The sequence below is a fragment of the Nonomuraea sp. NPDC003707 genome, from assembly GCF_053587055.1.
This window is the reverse complement of record NZ_JBSFNK010000029.1, coordinates 142951-162062: the sequence shown is the minus strand read 5'-3', so window position 1 is coordinate 162062 and position 19112 is coordinate 142951. Positions and strand designations below refer to the sequence as shown.

Annotated in this window: 11 protein-coding genes; 6 read left to right on the top strand and 5 right to left on the bottom strand. The window is 72.2% G+C overall.

Annotated features, from left to right (window positions below):
• Nucleotides 1-7 precede the first annotated feature (7 nt).
• Nucleotides 8-1021, bottom strand: a complete 1014-nt coding sequence (locus ACWDRB_RS48640) for a zinc-dependent alcohol dehydrogenase family protein (protein WP_449906171.1) — start codon at nucleotides 1019-1021, stop codon at nucleotides 8-10.
• Nucleotides 1022-1136: 115 nt separating this feature from the next.
• On the opposite strand from ACWDRB_RS48640, the gene ACWDRB_RS48635 reads away from it, so the two are divergent.
• Nucleotides 1137-1925: a helix-turn-helix domain-containing protein gene (locus ACWDRB_RS48635; protein ID WP_449906168.1), complete on the top strand. Its 789-nt coding sequence runs from the start codon at nucleotides 1137-1139 to the stop codon at nucleotides 1923-1925.
• Between the two features lie 9 nt (nucleotides 1926-1934).
• On the opposite strand, the gene ACWDRB_RS48630 is transcribed toward ACWDRB_RS48635, so the two are convergent.
• Entirely contained in the window at nucleotides 1935-5189 is a 3255-nt protein-coding gene (locus ACWDRB_RS48630; protein ID WP_449906165.1) for a glycosyl hydrolase 2 galactose-binding domain-containing protein, read from the bottom strand.
• A gap of 138 nt (nucleotides 5190-5327) precedes the next feature.
• Here ACWDRB_RS48630 and ACWDRB_RS48625 point away from each other — a divergent pair, with 138 nt between their 5' ends.
• The 3 genes from ACWDRB_RS48625 to ACWDRB_RS48615 are packed head-to-tail and all read left to right on the top strand — an operon-like array spanning nucleotide 5328 to nucleotide 7656.
• Nucleotides 5328-5837 carry an RNA polymerase sigma factor gene (locus ACWDRB_RS48625; protein WP_355212715.1) on the top strand — a complete coding sequence of 170 codons (510 nt, stop codon included), beginning with the start codon at nucleotides 5328-5330 and terminating at the stop codon, nucleotides 5835-5837.
• Nucleotides 5837-6931: a hypothetical protein gene (locus ACWDRB_RS48620; RefSeq protein WP_449906162.1), complete on the top strand. Its 1095-nt coding sequence runs from the start codon at nucleotides 5837-5839 to the stop codon at nucleotides 6929-6931. Before ACWDRB_RS48625 ends, ACWDRB_RS48620 begins: the two co-directional genes overlap by 1 nt.
• 41 nt (nucleotides 6932-6972) lie before the next feature.
• The gene (locus tag ACWDRB_RS48615) at nucleotides 6973-7656 is read left to right on the top strand and encodes a hypothetical protein (RefSeq protein ID WP_449906160.1); all 684 of its coding nucleotides are present in this window, start codon (nucleotides 6973-6975) and stop codon (nucleotides 7654-7656) included.
• 10 nt (nucleotides 7657-7666) lie between these two features.
• Here the strand turns inward: ACWDRB_RS48615 and ACWDRB_RS48610 are convergent, their stop codons facing one another.
• Nucleotides 7667-10501 (bottom strand): poly(A) polymerase, encoded by a 2835-nt coding sequence (locus tag ACWDRB_RS48610; protein WP_449906157.1) that lies wholly within the window; start codon nucleotides 10499-10501, stop codon nucleotides 7667-7669.
• Nucleotides 10501-12261: an RNA ligase family protein gene (locus ACWDRB_RS48605; RefSeq protein WP_449906154.1), complete on the bottom strand. Its 1761-nt coding sequence runs from the start codon at nucleotides 12259-12261 to the stop codon at nucleotides 10501-10503. The genes ACWDRB_RS48610 and ACWDRB_RS48605 overlap by 1 nt, the downstream gene beginning before the upstream one ends.
• Nucleotides 12262-12500: 239 nt before the next feature.
• Between ACWDRB_RS48605 and ACWDRB_RS48600 the strand changes: the two genes are divergently transcribed.
• A complete protein-coding gene (locus ACWDRB_RS48600) occupies nucleotides 12501-13442 on the top strand; it encodes a glycoside hydrolase family 11 protein (RefSeq protein WP_449906151.1) in 942 nt (313 codons plus the stop codon).
• Nucleotides 13443-13566: 124 nt separating this feature from the next.
• On the top strand, nucleotides 13567-16362 hold the full coding sequence (locus tag ACWDRB_RS48595; protein WP_449906148.1) for a BTAD domain-containing putative transcriptional regulator: 2796 nt from the start codon (nucleotides 13567-13569) through the stop codon (nucleotides 16360-16362).
• On the opposite strand, the gene ACWDRB_RS48590 is transcribed toward ACWDRB_RS48595, so the two are convergent.
• Entirely contained in the window at nucleotides 16359-19025 is a 2667-nt protein-coding gene (locus ACWDRB_RS48590) for a SpoIIE family protein phosphatase (RefSeq protein WP_449906145.1), read from the bottom strand. The genes ACWDRB_RS48595 and ACWDRB_RS48590 overlap by 4 nt on opposite strands.
• Between the last annotated feature and the right edge of the window lie 87 nt (nucleotides 19026-19112).

The following is a 19112-nucleotide window of genomic DNA, read 5'->3' as shown; positions in this document are numbered from 1 at the left end:
GGGCGGGTCAGGCGTGGCTGACGATCACCTTGCCGAAGCCGCCGCCTGACCCGCAGTAGGCGAAGGCGTCGGGTACCTGCTCGAACGGGAACACCCGGTCGATCACCGGGCGCAGCCGGTGCGCCTCGACGGCCCGGTTCAGCTCGAGGAAATGGGCCCGGCTGCCGGTGGCGATCCGGCGCAGCACCGAACCGGCCATGAACAGGGTGGCGGGGTCGACCGGTGTGGCTCCTTCGGCGCCGGAGAGCCAGTAGCCGACGAAGGCGACCTCGCCGCCGGCCGAGACGGACCGCAGCGACTGCTCCAGCGGCCCCGTCGCGTCGACGACGCGATCGGCTCCCCGGCCGTCGGTCAGCGCGTGCACCTCCTTCCACCAGGCCGGGTTCTCCCGGTAGTTGATCACCTCGTCGGCTCCGAGCGCCTTCAGCCGCTCGGCCTTGGCGGGGCCGGACGTGGTCACGATCACTCTGGCCCCGGCCAGCTTGGCGAAGAGCAGCACGAACAGCGACACGGCGCCCGACCCGAGCGTCAGCACGGTCGTGCCGGCCTGCGGGGCGCCGCCGGAGGTCAGGGAGTTCCACGCGGTCACCGCCGCCAGCGGCAGCGCCGCGGCCTCCTCGTACGACAGGTGCTCGGGGATGTGCACGACGCCGTCCTCGCTCAGCAGCGCGTACTCGGTCAGCACGCCGTCGATCATGGTGCCGAGCTGGGCGGCGTCCTCGCGCCGGAACGGGCCGTCCAGCCAGCGCGGGAAGACGGTGGCCGCCACCCGGTCACCCGGCCTGACCCGGGTGACGTCCGCGCCGACCGCCACGACCTCTCCCACTCCCTCGCAGCCGGGCACCACGCCGGGAGTGACCGGCAGGGGATAGTCCCCGGACAGCACGCGCAGGTCGCGGAACCCGAGGGAGTTCGCGCGGATCCTGACCACGACCTGCCCGCGCCCCGGTTCGGGCTCGTCGCGGTCGTGCAGCGTCAGCCCGTCGAGGCCGCGTCCGGGCACGAGGCGGTAGCTCTTCATCTGATGTCCTTTCCGGTTCCGCATGAGTGGGCACGATCGTGCGGGGCGGCCATGGCAGCCGGCAATTCCCCGGGGGGAATCGCGGGCCCGCACGGCGACCGGATAGAACAGAGCGGTGAGCAGCACAACCATGGAGAACGGCGTCGGCACGGAGCTGAGACGCTGGCGCGGGCTTCGCCGGGTCAGCCAGCTCGAACTGGCCACGCTGGCCGGCACGACCCAGCGCCATCTGAGCTTCATCGAGAGCGGCCGTTCCCGGCCAGGGCGCGCGATCGTGATCCGGCTGGCCGAGTCGCTCGGGCTGTCGCTGCGGGAGCGCAACGACCTGCTCACCGCGGCCGGCTACGCGCCGGTGTTCGCCGAGTCGGGCCTGGAGGAGTCGGCGCTGCGGCCGGTCCGCGCCGCGCTCGAACAGATCCTGTACGGTCACCTGCCGTATCCGGCCCTCGTCATCGCGCCGTACGGCCGGGTGGTGGCGGCAAATGACGCCGTCGAGGTGTTCACCGAGGGCGCGGCGCCCGAGCTGCTCGAACCGCCGGTCAACATGCTGCGGCTCATGCTCCATCCGGACGGGATGGCCCCGAGGGTGCGCAACCTGGGCGAATGGGGCCGGCACATCATCGAGAACCTCCGTGCCCGAGCCCGCCGGAGCCCGGACCCGCGCCTGGAGGACTTCGCCGCCGAACTGGCCGGCTACGTCCCCCAGGCGCCGGTCGGGCCCGGGCATCTCGGTTTCTCCGTCCCCATGAGGCTGGCCTCGGCGGACGGGGAGCTACGCCTCATCACGACGCTGACCTCGTTCGCCACGGCGACCGACGTCACGCTCGCCGAGCTGCACCTGGAGGCGTTCCTGCCCGCCGACCAGGCCACCGCCGAACTGCTCCGGCGCCGGGCCGAGCGCTGAGCGGCGGGGTCAGCTCACCGAGAGGCGGTCGACGTTGGGGCCGCCGTTCGACGTGGTGGCGGTGGCTCTGATCTTGTTCACTCCCTGGGCGAGGTCGGCGGTCAGGGTGACGGTCTGCCAGGTGGTCCAGGCGCCGGTGCCGGTGAAGTCGCGGGTGACCGAGGTGCCGTTGACCGCGATGGTCATCGGCCGGTTGGCCGTGGTGCCGTTGGCGAAGCGGAGCTCCAGGGTGACCGGCCCCGCCGTCGCGGCGTTCACCGTCCACTCCACGTAGCTGCCCGTCACGTTGTCGTAGTTCACGAACCCCGTGCCGGTGTAGCCCGCGTGGTTGGACTCCACCACGCCCTGCGAGATCGTCGCGTCCTCCGCCTGGTAGACGGCGGGGCCGCTGCCGGTGGTCTCGGTGACGGCGTTCGACGGTGCTGAGGAGTTGCCCGCCGCGTCGTGGGCCTTGACCGTGAACGTGTACGGCGTGCCGGCCGCCAGGCCGGAGACCGTGGCGGTGGTGCCGGTGACCGTCGTGGCCAGGGCGGTGCCGTTGTAGACGTCGTAGCCGGTGACGCCGACGTTGTCGGTGGAGGCGTCCCAGGCCAGCGTGACGCTGGACGAGGTCTTGCCGGTGGTGCGCAGGTTGCCGGGCACGGACGGGTTCTGGGTGTCGGGCGGCCCGGTCGGGACGGTGAGGGTCGCGGTGTTCCACCCGGACACCCGCACGCTCGGCGAGCCGGTCAGGTCGGAGGCCCGGTACGTGGCGGTGAGGGTCTTGGATTCCCCCGGCCAGAGGCTGATCGCGTTGTCCGACCACTGGATCGGCAGCACGGGCTTGCCCGCCGCGTCCACCACATCGGCGTCCAGCATGAAGGCGGGGACGGCCCCGGTGCCGGTGTTCTTGATCGTCACGGTGACCCTGCCGTCGGAAGGCGCGGAGGCGGTGGCCGTGATCGGGGCCTGGGCCAGGTTGTTGAGGCCCTTCAGGTTGGCGTAGCTGGAGGTCGGTACGTAGTACCAGTCGTTGTTGTCCCAGTCGATCACGTCGTCCGAGGTGGACAGGGCGTAGACGTTGCGGTCGATCTCCTGGCCGTCGCGCAGCAGCGTCAGCCGTACCAGGTAGGTCGTGGAGAGACCGCTGACGGCCGGTACGGTCACCGCGGTGGCCTTGCCCCCGTCGGCGGGGACGCTGACCGTCGCGGTGTTGCTGTACTTGGCGGATCCGTCCATGTTGAACAGGTCCGTCTTGACGGTCAGGCCCGAGGCGGCCGAGACGCCGGAGTTGACCACGACGACGGACTTGTTGTCGTACGAGTACTGCACGTGCAAGGGCTTGTTGGCCTCGCGGGCGCCCCAGTAGGAGCCGCCCTGGTCCAGGTAGTAGTCGAAGAGCTGCCAGTGGAGCGAGGACCAGCCGCTGTTGAGCATCCAGTAGATGACGCCCGTGGACGGGTTGCTCGAGTCGGTGAAGTTGCGGCCGTAGGCCTCGAACTGCGCTCGGACCGCCTCGTACTGGGCGAGCTGCGCCTTCTTCATGTAGTCCGTCAGGCCGGACGGGACGCCGTACCTGCCTCTGAGGGCGTTGTGGTAGATGGTCAGGTCGTCGAAGGTGCTCGACGGCGAGCGGTGATACTGCGTCGCGCTCGGGCTCTGCCAGAGCGAGTCGATCTGCGCGGAGGTCATCATCCGCTTGAGCGAGTCGAGCGTCGGGACGTCGGGGCCGGCGCCGGTCTCGGAGTTGAAGCCGAACGCCCCGCCTTCGCGCTTGTTGTACCAGTAGCTCGGCGGCACCCAGTCGTACGGGCCGGGCATCTTCATGCCCGAGTTGCCCAGTTGCGGGCTCGACTTGTCGGAGGCCACGGACACGATCGGGAGCTGCCACTCGGCCGCGGTGAGGGCGTCGAGGTAGTTGGTCTCCTTCTGGGCCGGCGGCGGGTTGTCCGAGCCGATCAGGAACGAGATCACGCTGGGGTGGTTGCGCAGCCGGGTGGCCTCCGCCTGCATGGACGCCTTGGCGATCGGATAGTCGGAGCTGCTGAAGGAGCCTTCCCACTTGTCGCAGCACTCCCAGCCGGGCATGGTCAGGATGCCGTACTTGTCGGCCAGGTCGTAGAGCTCGTCGGTGTCCAGGTGGCCTTCGACGCGGATCGTGTTGAGGCCGAGGTCCTTGACGTAGCGGATCTTGTCTTCCAGGTAGCCCAGGTTCTTGCGGAGGAAGATGTCGGGAGACCAGCCGCCGCCCCTGATCAGGATCGGCCTGCCGTTGATCTTGTAGTAGCGGCGGCCGCCGGCGTTCTTGCCGGACTCCACCTTGCGCACGCCGAAGCGCTGGGTCAGCGTGTCGCTCTCCGCGCCGCCGGTTGTCGCCGTGAGGTTCAGGTCGTAGAGGGGCTGGGCGCCCATCGTGTGCGGCCACCACACCTGCGGGTTGGCCAGCGTCTGGTTGAACGTGATCCGCTTGGTCTGGTTCGCGGCCAGCGCGACGTCCTGCGAGAACTCGATCGAGCCGATCGTCCCCTTGACGGTGGCGTTCACGGCGCTGCCGGTGGCGTTGCGGACGTCGACCTTGATGGTGAGGTCGGCGCGGTCGAGCCCCGGCACCGCGAGGTTCGTGATCACATGCGCGTCGCGCAGCGAGACGTCGGCGCTGCGCCGGATCAGGACGTCGCGGAAGATGCCCATGTTGTCGTCGCGCGGCAGCTGCACCCAGTCGATCCAGCCGATCGTGAGGTGGTTGTCGGGGTTGTTCGGGTTGATGCGGAAGGCCACCGAGTTGACGCCCGGGTGCACCAGGGCGGTGACGTCCCGTTCGTTGCGGGTGTAGGCCCCGGCCACCTGGGCGGCGGTGGCGACCTGGGTGCCGTTCACCCACACGTCGGCGCTGGAGATCACGCCGCTGACGTCGAGGAAGGTCCGCAATCCGGACTCGCCGCCGAGGGTGAAGTCGGAGCGGTACCACCACGGCACGTCGAAGTCCGCGGTCGGGATCGACTGCATGTTCGTGGAGTAGAAGGGGTCCGGGTAGACGTTGTTCTGCAGCAGGCCGGCGAGGACGGTCGAGCGGGGGCCCACCGGATACCAGCCGGTGGCCGCGTAACCGGGCGTGGAGATCGCGGCCCCGGAGTCGGACACCTTCGCCGTGGACTGGATCTTGTATCCCGTCAGGGCGGTCGTCGCCGGTACGGCCTGCGCGGAGGCGGGCGGCGCCACGCCCGCGGCGTTCACCAGCAGTGCACAGGCCGATAACAGGATGAGGATGAGCCGAGAGCGCGCCATGGGGTCCCTCTCTAGGCTGGTCTATTCGTTAATAAACCTTCTTAACAAATAAACCGGATGTCGTAAATGGAGAATTCGCGGGAAGGCGAGGCTCGCCGCGGGCAAGAAGGGGTGTCCATCTCATTCGGGAGTCCTTGAGTGATCACTGCCCCTGACGCGTTCGAAGCGGTCTTCGACGCCCACTACGAGGAGATCCGCCGCTACCTCGGCCGACGGGTCGGCCTCGACGTGGCCGAGGACCTCGCGGCCGAGACCTTTCTGATCGCCTTCGATCAGCGCGAGGCGTTCGATCCGTCGTTCGGCGAGATCAGGCCGTGGTTGTACGGCATCGCGACCAACCTGATCGGGCGGCACCGGCGTACGGAGGTGCGCCGGTACCGCGCGCTGGCGAGAACCGGGCCGCCGCCCGACGACGGGCCCCACGACCGGGTGATCGACCGGCTCACCGCCGAGGTGACGGTCGGGCGGCTGGCCAAGGCGCTCACCAAGCTCTCGGCCGGCGAACGTGACGTCGTGCTGCTGGTGGCGTACGGCGGGCTGAACTACGCGGAGGTGGCCGCCGCGTTGAAGGTCGCCGAGGGAACCGTCGCCTCGCGGCTGAGCAGGGCCAGGACCAAGCTGCGCGCGGCGTTGGGGGTGGAGGTGTGATGAAGGAGCTCGAGTTCATCGACCGGGTGATGCCGGACGTACCGCCGCTTTCGCCGGCGCAGCACGCCGCGGCACGGGCCCGGCTCGCCGAAGCCACCGCCGCCCGTCCCGCCGCCCGTCCCGCCGCTCGGCCCACCGGTCGGACCGCGGGCCCTGCGGCGCGGCGGGTCCGTGGCCGGCGTTCGGTGGCGCGCGGATGGCGGGGGATCGCGCTCGCGGCGATGGCCGTGGTCCTCGTGATCGGCGCGGTCGTGCTCCTGGTGCCCTCGCCGGGCCGGGAACAGGTCGCCTCCACCCCCGGACAACTCCTGGACGCGGCAGCCGGCAAGCTCGCGGCGCAGCCTCAGGGCAGCGGCCGCTACTGGTGGCTGGAGATCGAGGAGGTCGTCCGTTCGAAGGGTACGGAGGGCTTCCTCGTCGAGGAACGCGGCAAGGACGTGCTGGTGCTCGGGCGGGACCACGACGGCTACACCTGGTACGAACCCGTCTCGGCCAAGCCCTACGGCGCCGAGGCCGCCGCGGCGTGGAGGCGGGCGGGCTCCCCGAAGCTCTGTCCCGCCCGGGAGTGCGACCCCAAGCTGCGCTTCTACCCGGTGCGCACGCTGAAGAGGGCTCTGAGTCTGGCGCCAGGGTGGCAGCCGACCTTGGAGCAGCTGCTCGCGCTTCCCCGAGAGGCGACCGCGCTCAGGACCGAGCTCCTGAGGCACGTCCCGCTCGGCTACGACCAGAGCCCGGACGACTGGGTGCGGGCAGCGGGGATCCGGCTTGTCAAGGACGTTCCGGCGACCCCGGGCACCCGGGCGGCGGCCTACCGCATGCTGGCCGCCCTGCCCGGGGCCCGCGTGGTCGACGACGTCCGCGACCCGGCGGGCCGCCGAGGTGTGACCCTGCAGCTGCGCGTCAACGACGCCGTCCGCGTCCAGCTCGTCATCGACCCGGGGAGCGGCGAGCTGTGGGCGGTCCAGCAGGTGGCGCCCCTGCCCGGCCTCCCGCGGGGCGTCGCGGGGGTGGCCTCGACCGTCGTGCGGGCGGGGTGGAGCGACGCCCGGCCGGTGCCGCCGCCCGGCTGCCGAGGCTGCCGAGGCCGGTACTGAGGCTGCGCGAACCGATCTTCGGCGTCGTACGTCAAGAGGGCATGACAGCACGCGTTCTCGCCCTGCTCGCCCTCGTGGCAGGGCTGATCATGTTCACCGGCGGCACGGCGTCCGCCTGCAAGTGCGTGGAACGGGGCCCGCAAGATCAGATGGAGAGCGCGGTCGCCGTGTTCGCCGGCACGGTGACTCGGGTCGGCGTGAGCCCGGATGAGAGCGGCGGAGGGCACGTCATCGCCGTCCTCCGCGCCGACCACGTCTACAAGGGGCAGGCGCGGGAGTGGTTCCAGGTCTCCACCCGTAGCGAAGGGCCGGCCTGCGGGTACGACTTCGCCGCGGGCAGCCGCCACCTGGTGTTCGCCGGCGGGCGTGACGAGGCGCTGACCACGTCCAGCTGCTCGGGCAACGCGTCGCTGCCGGCCGGCGACCGGCCGCTGCGGCGTGACGACGGCAATGGGGTCACCCGGGAGCTGATCGCCGCCCTGGGCACGTCCACCCGGGTCCGCCACACCGGCGCCGCCGAGCCCACCATCGCCGGGTCGACTGCGGCCGGGTCGACTGCGGCCGAGCCGACTTCAGCCGGGTCCGCCGCTGCCAAGTCCGCCGCCACCGAGTCCGCCGGTCCCGACGGGGGCACCGGCGTGCTGTTGGCCGCCCTGGTGGCGGTGGGCGTCGTGGCGCTGGCCGCGGTGGGCGGGTGGGCGTACCGCAGGCGCTTCTCCACCTGACCGGCGTCCGTCAGGTCAGGGTCGGTACGCCGCCGCACTCGGCCCGTTCGACCGTGACACCCGGCAGGCCCCTGGCCCATCGGCCGGTGATCTCGCCGAGCCGCGCGGCCGGCGGGGGAGTGCGGCCCAGCCCGATGGCGTAGCGGGCCGATCGAGGACCGGTCTCGAACGGGCGCGGCCAGGCGTGGACGTCCCGCAACCCGGCCTCTTCCAGGGCGGCGAGCAGGTCCAGCATCCGCCCTCTGACGCGGCCGAGCGTCACGTCAAGCTCCTCAGGGCGGTCCGAGCGCACGGTCAGGACCGCCCAGGCCGCGTGGCGCCGGTGGAGGGGCGGCGGTGCGGGCAGTTCGGCGGAGCGGCCGCTCTCGACGAGCTCCCATGCCTGGTAGAGCTCCTGGGTGAGCAGGTCCAGGCCGCCGGGGGTGACCTGGCGGGCGCAGTTGCGTACGGGGGCGCTGGGCGTCATCACCGCGATCGGGGCCGACTGGGGCGAGGCGGGGCCGAGGGCGATCGGGTCTCGCCAGTCCCAGGCGGCCCACGTACTGAAGAAGAGGCTCAGCAGGTCGTCGGCGGGCAGGTCGCCGCTCTCCTGTACGGTGTGCGCGGCCATGACCGTCCAGGCCAGGCCGGGCAGCCCGCCGAACGGGGCCGAGTCCAGGCCGCGTGCCCGCGCCCACGCCTTCACCCGCCGGGCGAGCAGGACGAAACGGTCGTGCTGCCCGCCGACGGCGGCGCGGATCGCGTCCGCGTCGCTGACCGCGCTCAAGGCGATCGCGGCCGCCTCGCCCAGCTCGGCGCGGCGGGCCGGCGCCTGCTCGGGGTGCAGCGATCCGGTGGGGACCACGGTCAGGTCCACCTCCAGCCCGTCCGTACGGAACCGCAGGCCCGGCACCCGCGCGCCGATCACCTGGCGCAGCCGGTCGAGGTCGGGCAGCGCGGTCCGCACCCGGGCCTCGACCTCGGCCATGTCCGGTTCGCCGGGCAGCGCGGCCACCAGGTCCAGGTCCGCGCCGGGGAGTTCGCAGCCCATGCGCCGGGATCCCGCGACGGACACGACGCCCGGCCGCAGCGCCTCCGCCAGCCGCCGGGCCACCCGATCGGCCGAGTCGTCGGGCTGCTCCTTTCGGCCGGCCGAGGCGTCGCGCTGCTCCTTTCCGCCGGTCACCCGATCGGTCGAGGTGTCGTGTTGCTCCTTTCCGCCGGTCGCGGGCTCGGCGATCCAGTGGATCTCGCCCGTGCCCAGGGTGACCCGCGCTCGGGGGCGCATGGCCTCGTCCGCGCGGCGCGACAGCAGCACCAGCTCTCCCACCTCCGCCGCCATCCCGGCCAGCCGGATCGGGTCGTCCGTACGGCCGAGCGTCAGGTGCGGGGTGAAGCCCTCGGGGCGTCCCTCGCAGCGGGGGAAGCGGCGTTCGAGCGCGCGGCGCAGGCGGGCCCAGGGCGCCGGGTCGCCGGCGGCGGGGTCGAGCCAGGCCGTCGAGTGGTCGCGGTGCCGGAACGTACGCACCCCTTCCAGCCTGGCGGTGAACGGCGCGACCTCGGCGGCGGCCGCGGCCACCAGGGACGCCGCCGCCTCGAACTCCGACTCCGGCACGAAACCGAAGAGCAGGTTGACGTGCGGCGGCCAGCGGTCGATCTGCGGATCGTGCGCGCGGCGGACGGCCTGGATCGGCGGCCACAGCTCCCGCGGCGGTATCCACGCCACCGCCGTCCGCGCCGTTGGCGGCACGTCGAGCACCCCGCCGGGCTCCGCACCCGCGAGGTCCAGGACCGCCTCCACCCCGTAGTGGTCGGAGACGTACAGCCCGTCGGGGGTGGGCGTGTCGCCGCGCAGGGCCGCCGAGACCACTCGAGGCCGGCCGCGCAGCAGGATCCGGTCCAGGCGCGAGGCCCGGCCGGACAGGGAGGCGAGCGCCGCCAGCGGATTGGCGTCCGGGTCGAAGGTGGGGGTCTGGTCGGGTCCGTGCGCCTCCGTCCAGGCGTCGCGCAGGCCGAGCGCGGACGCGGGGGTGTCCGTGCCGTCGTTGAAGTCGCCCAGCAGGATCACGTCGCCGTCCACACCGGCCAGCCCCTCGGCGATCCTGGCCAGCTCGGCCCGCCGCCTGGCCGCGCCGTCGCCGGAGTGGTCGCTGGTCAGGTGGGTGGCGGCGACGACGAGGACGCCGGTGGCGGTGTCCACGGCGATGGCGGCCACCGACTTGTGCGGGCCGAGCTCGTGCCGGGCCGCCTCCCGTACGGGCAGGCGGCTGAGCAGCAGCAGGCCGCTGTCGTCGATGTCCGGGCCGTACGGGTCGGTGCCGAGGGTGTAGCCGGCGCGTACCCAGGGGGCCGCCAGCAGCATCGACACCAGCTCGGGCTCGACCTCCTGCAAGGCGATGACGTCGGCGTCGCCCGCTTCGAGGGCCGCGAGGAGCAGGCGACGGCGCCGGGCCGTGTCGAGGAGATCGCTGTCGTAGCGGTCCCACAGCGTGTTCCACGTCAGCACGCGCGGAGCCGGGTGCCCGGCGCGCCCGCGTCCGATGGCCGGGCGCCATCCGTCCACCGGATCCCAGGCGTGCGGGGTCCTGGCCGTGAAGAACGGCGGCCGCAGGCGGCGCGGGTCGCGTGCCCGGCCGGCCTCGCAGGTGTCGACGCGGTCCAGGCCCGTGGCACGGTCCCAGACCAGCTCGCCGTCCGCCTCGACGAACAGCACCCGGTGCCAGGGGATGTCGCCTCCCGGGGTGAAGGCGGGCAGCGCGACGCGCTTGGGGGCGGCGTTGCGCTGGCCGACCCCCAGGACGAACCGGGACGGGTCGAATCGCGGGTCCCAGCGGATCCGGTGGTAGATCTCCTCACTGGTACGCATCACGCCTCCAAGGTCCCGTCCACGTCGTCGACGGTGCCGCGCGCCCCGACGTACCAGGTGCGGTGGGCCTGCCCGGGATACGGCGGGACGAACCGGTGCGCCTGCGCGGCCAGCACGTGCGCGGGCACCGGGTGGGGGCGGCGGGCGTTGCGCCGGTGCAGCTCGTCCTCCTCCACCAGCACGACCGCGTGCGTGGTCAGCGCGTCGCGGCGGCGCGCCACGGCGTGGACGAGGGAACGCTGGTGCTGGTTGAGCGAGGTGGCGTCCCACACCACGGTGCCCCCGGCGGCCAGGGCGGCGTCGAGCCGGTCGAGCCCCTCGCCGAGCACCTCCCGGTTGGCCCGCTGGTCCGCCCGCGAGCCCCGGGCCTGGCGCAGGTCGTCCAGCGACAGGTACGCGTCGATCCCCGAAAGACCCGCCGCGAACGTGCTCTTCCCGCTGCCAGACGGCCCGACCAGCTGCACCAGCCTGGGGAACGGCCTGGACCGCCACCGCCAGGTCGCCGCCACGGCCTCCTCGGCCGTCGAGATCCGTCCCCTGGCCCAGGAGTCGCGGGCCTCCGCCCAGCACCGGTCGGCCGCCTCCGCGCCGAGGCCGGCCAGGGCCTCGCGCAGGCCGGCGCGGAACGGCTCCAGCGGCTCCGGGCCGAGCAGCCCGGCGTCCTCGGCGTGCAGGGCCGACCATTCGACCTGCTCGCGGGCCTGGTCGCGCTCGTCGTCCGCGCGCCCGGCCGGCACGGACGCCGCGACGGCGTGCAGCACGCCCAGGTCGGCGGCCAACGCCATGCGCCCCAGCCCGGCCCGCCGCTCCTCGTCCGGGTACGGGCGGTGCAGCGCACCGTGCAGCCCGACCAGGTCCGCGACCCGCCGCGCCGACCGCATGCCCAGCGGCCCCGCCAGCCGCGCCGCCAACGTGGCCCGCGGCACGGCGTGCGCCACCACGGCCAGCACCCCGGCCAGCCGGGCATCTCCACACCGGCCGATAGCGTCCAGCCGCGCCACCACCTCGGCCACCGCCCCCGAAGCCACCGCCCCCGAAGCCATCGCCTCCGGGGCCGCTCCTTCGGTTCCGGGCAGGTCCAACGCGGCCAGCAGGGCGCTCACGTCGGGGTCCGCGCCCGAGCGCACCGACCACAGCGCCGCCGCCGGGCCCAGAGCGTTCGGCACGACGGTGGCGTGCATCCAGTGCGTGTCCGTCCGCACGTGCCGCGGCCGCACCCACTTGGCCACCCGCCCCGCGAACTCCGCCCGCCCGAACCCCTCGGCGGCCCGCACCACGTAGCCCTCCTGCCGGTCCGGGTCCAGCCGCAACCCCCGCAGCGCCCGCTCGTCGAAGACGCCGCGCCACAGCACCGGCGGCACCGGGACCCCCAGCCCGCGCAGGAAGCCGACCGTGCGGTCCCAGCCCAGGCACCGATCGCCGTCCCAGACCGAGAACCCGTAGAACCAGCTCTCCAGCCCCTGGTACGCGATGGAGTGCCGGGCGTACAGGTTCTCCCCGCACACGCGCCACCCCGCGGGGATCCGCCCGCCGATCCGCCCCTGCAGACCCTTCACCCACGCCCGGGACGGATGGTGGGCCGAGTCCAGCGACCTGGCGTGCATCCCGTCGGCGTACAGGGTGGTGTTCTCCCCGTCGAGCTTCTCGGTGACCACGACCTCCCGCCCGCGCAGCCCGGACAGGTCGCCCGCGCGCACGTCGTCCGGGGTCGCACCGGGCGACCAGGGCAGGTGAGGAGTACGCGGATAGTGCACGCGCATGATCCCTCCCCCCGCTCGGCCGCAGTCACTGTACAAGCGGCAAGAAACACGCCTCCATCGAATAAACCGTCGTTTCGGAACGTGTACGAAACTTTCACCAATGCATCTCGTTCGCTGACCAGGCTGAATGGTTCCCTCGGGTCTGGCGACTGACAAGGCTCGTTGACACCTCTGTAAAGCAGTGCCGATACTTTCGATCGAAAGCCGATAATTTCGGAACCGTCGCGAGGAGGAAGCACATGCTCATCCGCCGTGCCTGCGCCTTGGTCGTGGCGCTGGTCGTCGCCATCGTGATGCCGCCCGGCATCGCCAACGCGGCCCCCATAACCTCCAACCAGACCGGCACCAACAACGGCTACTTCTATTCGTTCTGGACCGACAGAGCCGGGTCGGTGTCCATGAACCTCGGATCCGGCGGCAATTACAGCACCTCATGGAGCAACACCGGCAATTTCGTCGCCGGTAAGGGCTGGAACCCCGGCGGACGCAGGACCGTGAACTACTCGGGCAGCTTCAACCCGTCCGGCAACGCCTATCTGGCCCTCTACGGCTGGACGAGAAATCCGCTCGTGGAGTATTACGTCGTCGACAACTGGGGCACCTACCGGCCCACGGGCACGTACAAGGGCACCGTGACCAGCGACGGCGGCACGTACGACGTCTACCAGACGACGCGGTACAACGCCCCCTCCATCGAAGGCACGAGAACCTTCAACCAATATTGGAGCGTCCGGCAGTCGAAGAAAACGGGCGGCACCATCACCGCCGGCAACCATTTCGACGCATGGGCCCGCTACGGCATGAGCCTGGGCAGCCACGATTACATGATCCTCGCGACAGAGGGATATCAGAGCAGCGGAAACTCCAACATCACGGTGGACGGCTCCTCCGGCGGAGGAGGCGGCAACCCCGGCGGCGGCTGCACCGCGTCGTTGTCCGCGGGGCAGCAGTGGAGCGACCGGTACAATCTCAACGTCGCCGTCAGCGGCTCCAGCAACTGGACCGTGACGATGAACGTGCCGTCCCCGGCGAAGATCATCGCTACCTGGAACATCACCGCCAGTTACCCCAGCGCCCAGGTGCTGACCGCCAGGCCCAACGGCAACGGCGACAACTGGGGCGTGACGATCCAGCACAACGGCAACCAGACCTGGCCGACGGTCTCCTGCAGCGCGAGCTGACCGTTGGCGACAGGCCGGAAAGATCTTTCCGGCCTGTCCCTCTCGACCATGAATGCCCGCTGGGTCACAATCGGCGCTGGTGCCACAAGCACGCTACAGAGCCACTACAGGCGAGGAGCGGGTCATGGTCGACGCGACCTTTGCAATCTTGGGCCCGGTACGGGTGAGCTGGGCCGATGGCAGGCAGGTGCATCTCAGCGGCAAGCCGCGCGCCGTCCTCGCCAGCCTGCTGCTCAACGTCAACACGCTGGTGTCCCGGGAGCGGCTGGTGGAGGCCCTGTGGGAAAACCCCCCTCCCTCCGCCATCCCCAACCTGCAGACCTACATCGGCCAGCTCCGCAGGAGCCTGTCGCTCGACACGCGGCTGCTCACCAGGGAAACGGGCTACACCTTCGAGGCACATGCCGAGGAGGTGGACCTCCTGCAGTTCGAACAGGCGATCCGGCTGGCGCGGAAGGAGTCCGAGGCGGGCGACGTCCGCGCCGCCGTCGCCCAGTTCGAGAGGGCTCTGGGGATGTGGCGGGGCAAACCCGCCGAAGGCACCAAGCTCTCCGGTCACATGCTCGCCCGCGTGACCGAGCTGGAAGAGCGGCTGGCCGTGGTCAGGCTGGACTGGGCCGAAGCGAAGCTCGCCCTCGGCCGGCCCACGGAGGTGATCGAGGACCTCCGCGCGTTCGTCGCCGAGCAGCCGCTGCGCGAGCGCGCATGGCGGCTGCTCATGCTCGCGCACTCGCGAGCGGGACAGCGGGACAAAGCGCTGGAGGCCTTCCGGCACGCCCGCTCGGTGCTCACCGACGAGCTGGGCCTGGAGCCCGGCGAGGAGCTCCAGCAGCTGCAGGCCGCCATCCTGGCCGGCACCACGCCGGTGAGCGAGCCCGCACCGTGGACGCCGGTCTGCCGGCTCCCCTCGGACGTCAAGCATTTCAGCGGCAGGGAAGCCGAGCTGTTCGAGCTGGACGGGCTCCTCCCGCTCCCGGACGAGGCCCCGCCGCGCACCGCCACGACCTGCGTGATCACCGGCACCGGCGGGGTCGGGAAGACCGCGCTCGCCGCCCACTGGGCCCACACGGCACGCGACCGCTTTCCCGACGGCCAGCTCTACGTGGACCTGCGGGGCTTCAGCCCCGGCGCGACGCCCATGCCACCGTCGGAGGCGGTGCGGATCCTGCTCGGGTTCCTCCACGTGCCCCACCACCGGATGCCCTCCGCCTTCGGCGAGCAGATCGGGCTCTACCGGAGTCTGCTGGCCGGTCGGCGGGTGCTCGTCCTCCTGGACAACGCCCGCGAGCCGGACCAGGTGCGCCCACTGCTGCCCCCGTCTCCGGAGGCCCTCACCCTGGTGACCGGCCGGACCGCGCTCACCGGCCTGATCGCGGCCGAGGGCGCCCACTTACTGCGCCTCGCGCCGCTCTCCGACGCGCAGGCCGGCCAGCTGCTCAGACGCCGCCTGGGCCAGGACCGCATGGCGGCCGAACGCGAGGCGGTGGACGGCATCATCAAGACGTGCGCGGGGCTGCCGCTGGCCCTCGGGATCGTCGCGGCGCGGGCCATCATCAACGCCGGCCTTCCCCTCACCGCGCTGGCGGACGAGCTCCAGGCGGAGCCCACCCGGTTGGACGCCCTGCAGACCGACGAGCTGAGCACCGACCTGCGGGAGGTCTTCGGCTCCTCCTACCGCGTGCTGGCCCCCGAGGCGGCCGAGACCTTCGCCCATCTGGGCCTCGTGACGGGCCCGGACACGAGCCTGCTCGCCGTCGCGAGCCTCATCGGCCGCCCGGTGGCGCACACGCGTACGCTGCTGCGCACCCTGGAAACCGCCCATCTGCTGGATCAGCACGTTCCCGGCCGGTATCGGATGCACGATCTCGTCCGCCTCTACGCCATCGACCGCGCCCGCCTCGACCTGAGCGCGGATGCCCGTGCCGGCGCCGTGCGCCGTCTCGTGGACTTCTACCTGCACACGTCGTACGCCGCCGACCGCCTGCTCTCCCCGCGCCGGCGAAGCGCCATCCGGATGGAGCCGCCCGCTCCCGGTTGCCTGACGGACGCCCTGGCGGACGTGGCGGCGGCACAGGCCTGGTTCAAGGCCGAGCACGCCTGCGCGCTCGCCGCCCAGCGGCTGGCCGCCGAGCACGGTCTTCATGGCGCCGTATGGCAGCTGGCCTGGACGCTCGACACCTTCCACCTGGGCCACAACCTGCTCCAGAACTGTGTCGCGGCCTGGCGCCTGGCGTCCGGCGCCGTCGAACACGTGGCCGATGCGACCGCCCATGCCATGGTCCACCAGCTGCTCGGCCGCGCCTGCACCCGGGCGGGGCTCCACGCGGAGTCGCTGTCCCATTTCGCCGAAGCCCTCGCCCTGTACGAGCAGTCGGGAGACATCGCCGGCCAGGCCCATGTCCGCCATACGCTCGGGCTGGCGTGGGGCCACCGGGAGGAGCCCGCGCAGGCGCTGGTCCATCTGGAGCACGCCCTGCGGCTGTACAGGGACATCGACGACGCCATGGGGGAGGCCAACGCGCTCAACTCCCTGGGGTGGGGCACCGCGATGCTCGGCGACTTCGCCAGGGCCCGGGAGCACTGCGAGCAGGCGCTGGCCCTGCTCCGCAGCCATGGCGACCGCAACGGCGAGGCGGCGACCCTCGACAGTCTCGGCTACATCGCCCACCACACCGGCCGTCACGCCCGGGCTCTCGACTACTACCGCGAGGCCCTGACGCTGCGGCGGGAGACCGGCAACGCCAGCCAGGAGGCCGACACGCTCTTCCACCTCGGCGACACCCACCACGCCCTCGGCCAGGACGGCGAAGCCGCCCGGGCCTGGGGCCAGGCCCTCGCCATCTACCAGGACCAGCACCGCACCGAGAAGGCGAAGCACGTGCGGGAGAGGCTCGACGCCTTGGGAGCGAGATCCTCCTAGAGGGCGGGCTGCGCGGGCTGGAGGGGCTGTTCGGTCCAGATGCACTTGCCGGTGTCGGTGTAGCGGGTGCCCCAGCGATGGGAGATCGCGGAGACCAGCTGGAGCCCGCGGCCGCCCTCGTCGGTGTCGGCGGCGCGGCGGATGCGGGGCGTGGTCAGGCTGCCGTCGGAGACCTCGCAGGTGAGCACGTCGCTGCGGAGCAGGCGCAGGTGGATGGGGCCCTTGGCGTGGCGGACGACGTTGCCGACCAGCTCGCTGGCCAGCAGCTCGGTGGTCATCGACAGGTCGTCCAGGTGCCAGGCGCTGAGCTGGGCGCGGACGTGTTCGCGGGCCTCGCCGGCGGCCTTGGGGTGTTCGGGCAGCGGCCAGGTGGCCATGTCGTCGTTCGGCAGCGCATGGGTGCGGACCACCAGCAGGGCCGCGTCGTCGGCGGTGCCCTGCCTGCCGGGCAGCAGGGTGGCGGTGAGGCTGTCGCACAGGGATTCCAGGCACTCGGCGCAGTGCAGCGGGGTGGCGTCCCGGTCCGGGTGCCGGCACGTCGCCGCGGGCGGGATCCTGGGGACCGTGTCGCCCAGCGCCTTGGCGAGATCGGCGATGCCCTGGTCGATGTCGAGGGTGGCGGACTCGACCAGGCCGTCGGTGTACAGCACCAGCAGGCTGCCTTCGGGCAGCTCCATCCGTACGGTGTCGAAGGGCGGGGTCGCGGCGCCGAGGGGCGAGTTCGGATCGGCGTCGGGGAAGTGGACGGCGCCGTCGGGGTGGACGACCGCGGGCGGCGGATGGCCGGCGCGGGTGAGCACGCAGGAGCGGGTGGTGGCGTCGTAGACCAGGTACAGGCAGGTGGCGTAGAAGTCGTCGCCGAGGCCGCTGACCACGTCGTTGAGGTGGGTGAGCAGCTCGTCAGGAGGCAGCTCCAGGTCGGCCAGGGTGCGGACAGCCGTACGCAGGCGGCCCATGGTGGCCGCCTCGGCCACGCCGTGTCCCATGACGTCGCCGATGACGAGGGCGACCCGGTCCGCCGACAGCGGGATGACGTCGTACCAGTCGCCGCCCACCTCCATGTCCTTGCCGGCGGGCAGGTAGCGGGCCGCGGCGGTGACCGCGGGCACGTCGGGCAGCCCGCGGGGGAGCAGCCCGCGCTGCAGTTCCTGGGCGCGCGTGTGCTCCCTGTCGTACAGGCGGGCCCGTTCCATGGCCTGGGCGACCAGCCCGCTGAGCGTGGTGAGCAGGTTGCGCTCCTCGCCCGTGAACTGGCGCGGCTCGGCGAAGGAGACGACGCAGCTGCCGACGGGGCGTCCCGAGGCGATCATCGGGAGGAAGGCCCACGCCTTCTTGCCGCCCGCCGCCGGCAGGTCGGCCGTCTCGGGGTAGCGCTCGATGTACTCCTCGACCGAGTTGATGAACATCGGCGTGCGCTCCCGCAGGGTTTGAGAGATCGGGAGCCCCGCGGTGGCGGGGATCCGGGTCACCCGGTCGACGAACTCCTGCGAGTACCCGGTGAACCCGACCGGCCGCAGGTGGTCGCCCTCCAGGAAGGTGAGCATGAGACCGGCGGCGCCGAACGCCGGCAGGATGTGCTCGGCGGAGGCGTCGAAGACGTCCCGCACGGTGACCGCCTCGGCCAGCGCCCTGGTCAGCTGCTTGATACGCGCGGACCGCTCCTGGGCCGCGCGCTCGGCGTGATCCGTCCGCTGCTCGGCGACCGCCTCGAGGTCGTCATGGGTCTTGGTGATGTCCCACAGCGTGCCGACCATGCGCGCCGGCTCGCCGTTCTCGTCGACCAGCAACCGGCCACGGGCCCGTACCCAGACGTCCGTCCCGTCCGGGCGGCACACCCGGTACTCGGTGTTGTACATCCTGCCCGCGCGGATCGCCTCGTCGATGTCGGTCAGCACCCACGGCAGATCCTCGGGGTGGACCAGGGCCATCCAGGTCTCGATGCGTCCGTCGAAGGCGCCCGGCTCGATGCCGAGCAGGGTCAGCATCGCGTCGTTCCAGATGGCGTCCCCGGTCCGGATGTCCCAGTCCCACGTGCCGATGGTCTCCAGATGCTGCGGCAGGTGAGAGCCGGCGGACCGGCTCCGCCCGCCCATGGGGCCCGAGCCGGGCAGTGGAGCGGAGGGCCTGCCCAGGCGCCCGCCCACCCATCGGCTCAGCAGGTCGAGGAAGGCCCGCTGGCCGGGCGACGGCTCGTGGGAGGAGGCTGTCACGATCGACAGCGCGCCGACCGGACCGCCGGGGCCGAGCAGCGGGACGGCCGTCATCGCCGTGCCGACCGGCCAGGACCGGGCCTCGGCCGTGGCGGAGCCCTGCTGGGGGATGCCGGCGGCGATGTTCGCCATGGAGACCCGGACGGACGCGGCGTTGCGGAAAGCGCGGGCCGGGGCGAGCGGGCCGTTGCCGTCGACGCGCTCCCACGCGTGGGTGAGCACGGGGGGTAGCCCGCTGGTCACGACGAGACGCAGCCCGCCGCCGTGGCCGGGGCTGCCGAGGTGCACCATCCCGCCGAGCCCGGCAAGATCGGCCACCGCCTGCTCGAGCGCGAACCGCAGGAGCTCGATCCCCCACAGATCGTCACCGACCTCCGCGAGCAGCCGTCTTCGCTCCTCGGAAATCCGGTCCGCCGACACGGTCCGCGGACCCTGCGCACGCTGTTCGCCCATCCCATCCCCTTCACCACGTCGCCGGGGTCATCAGCGTCGATCTGGGGGGAAATTGTTCATATTGGGGTATATCTACCGAGTATAACT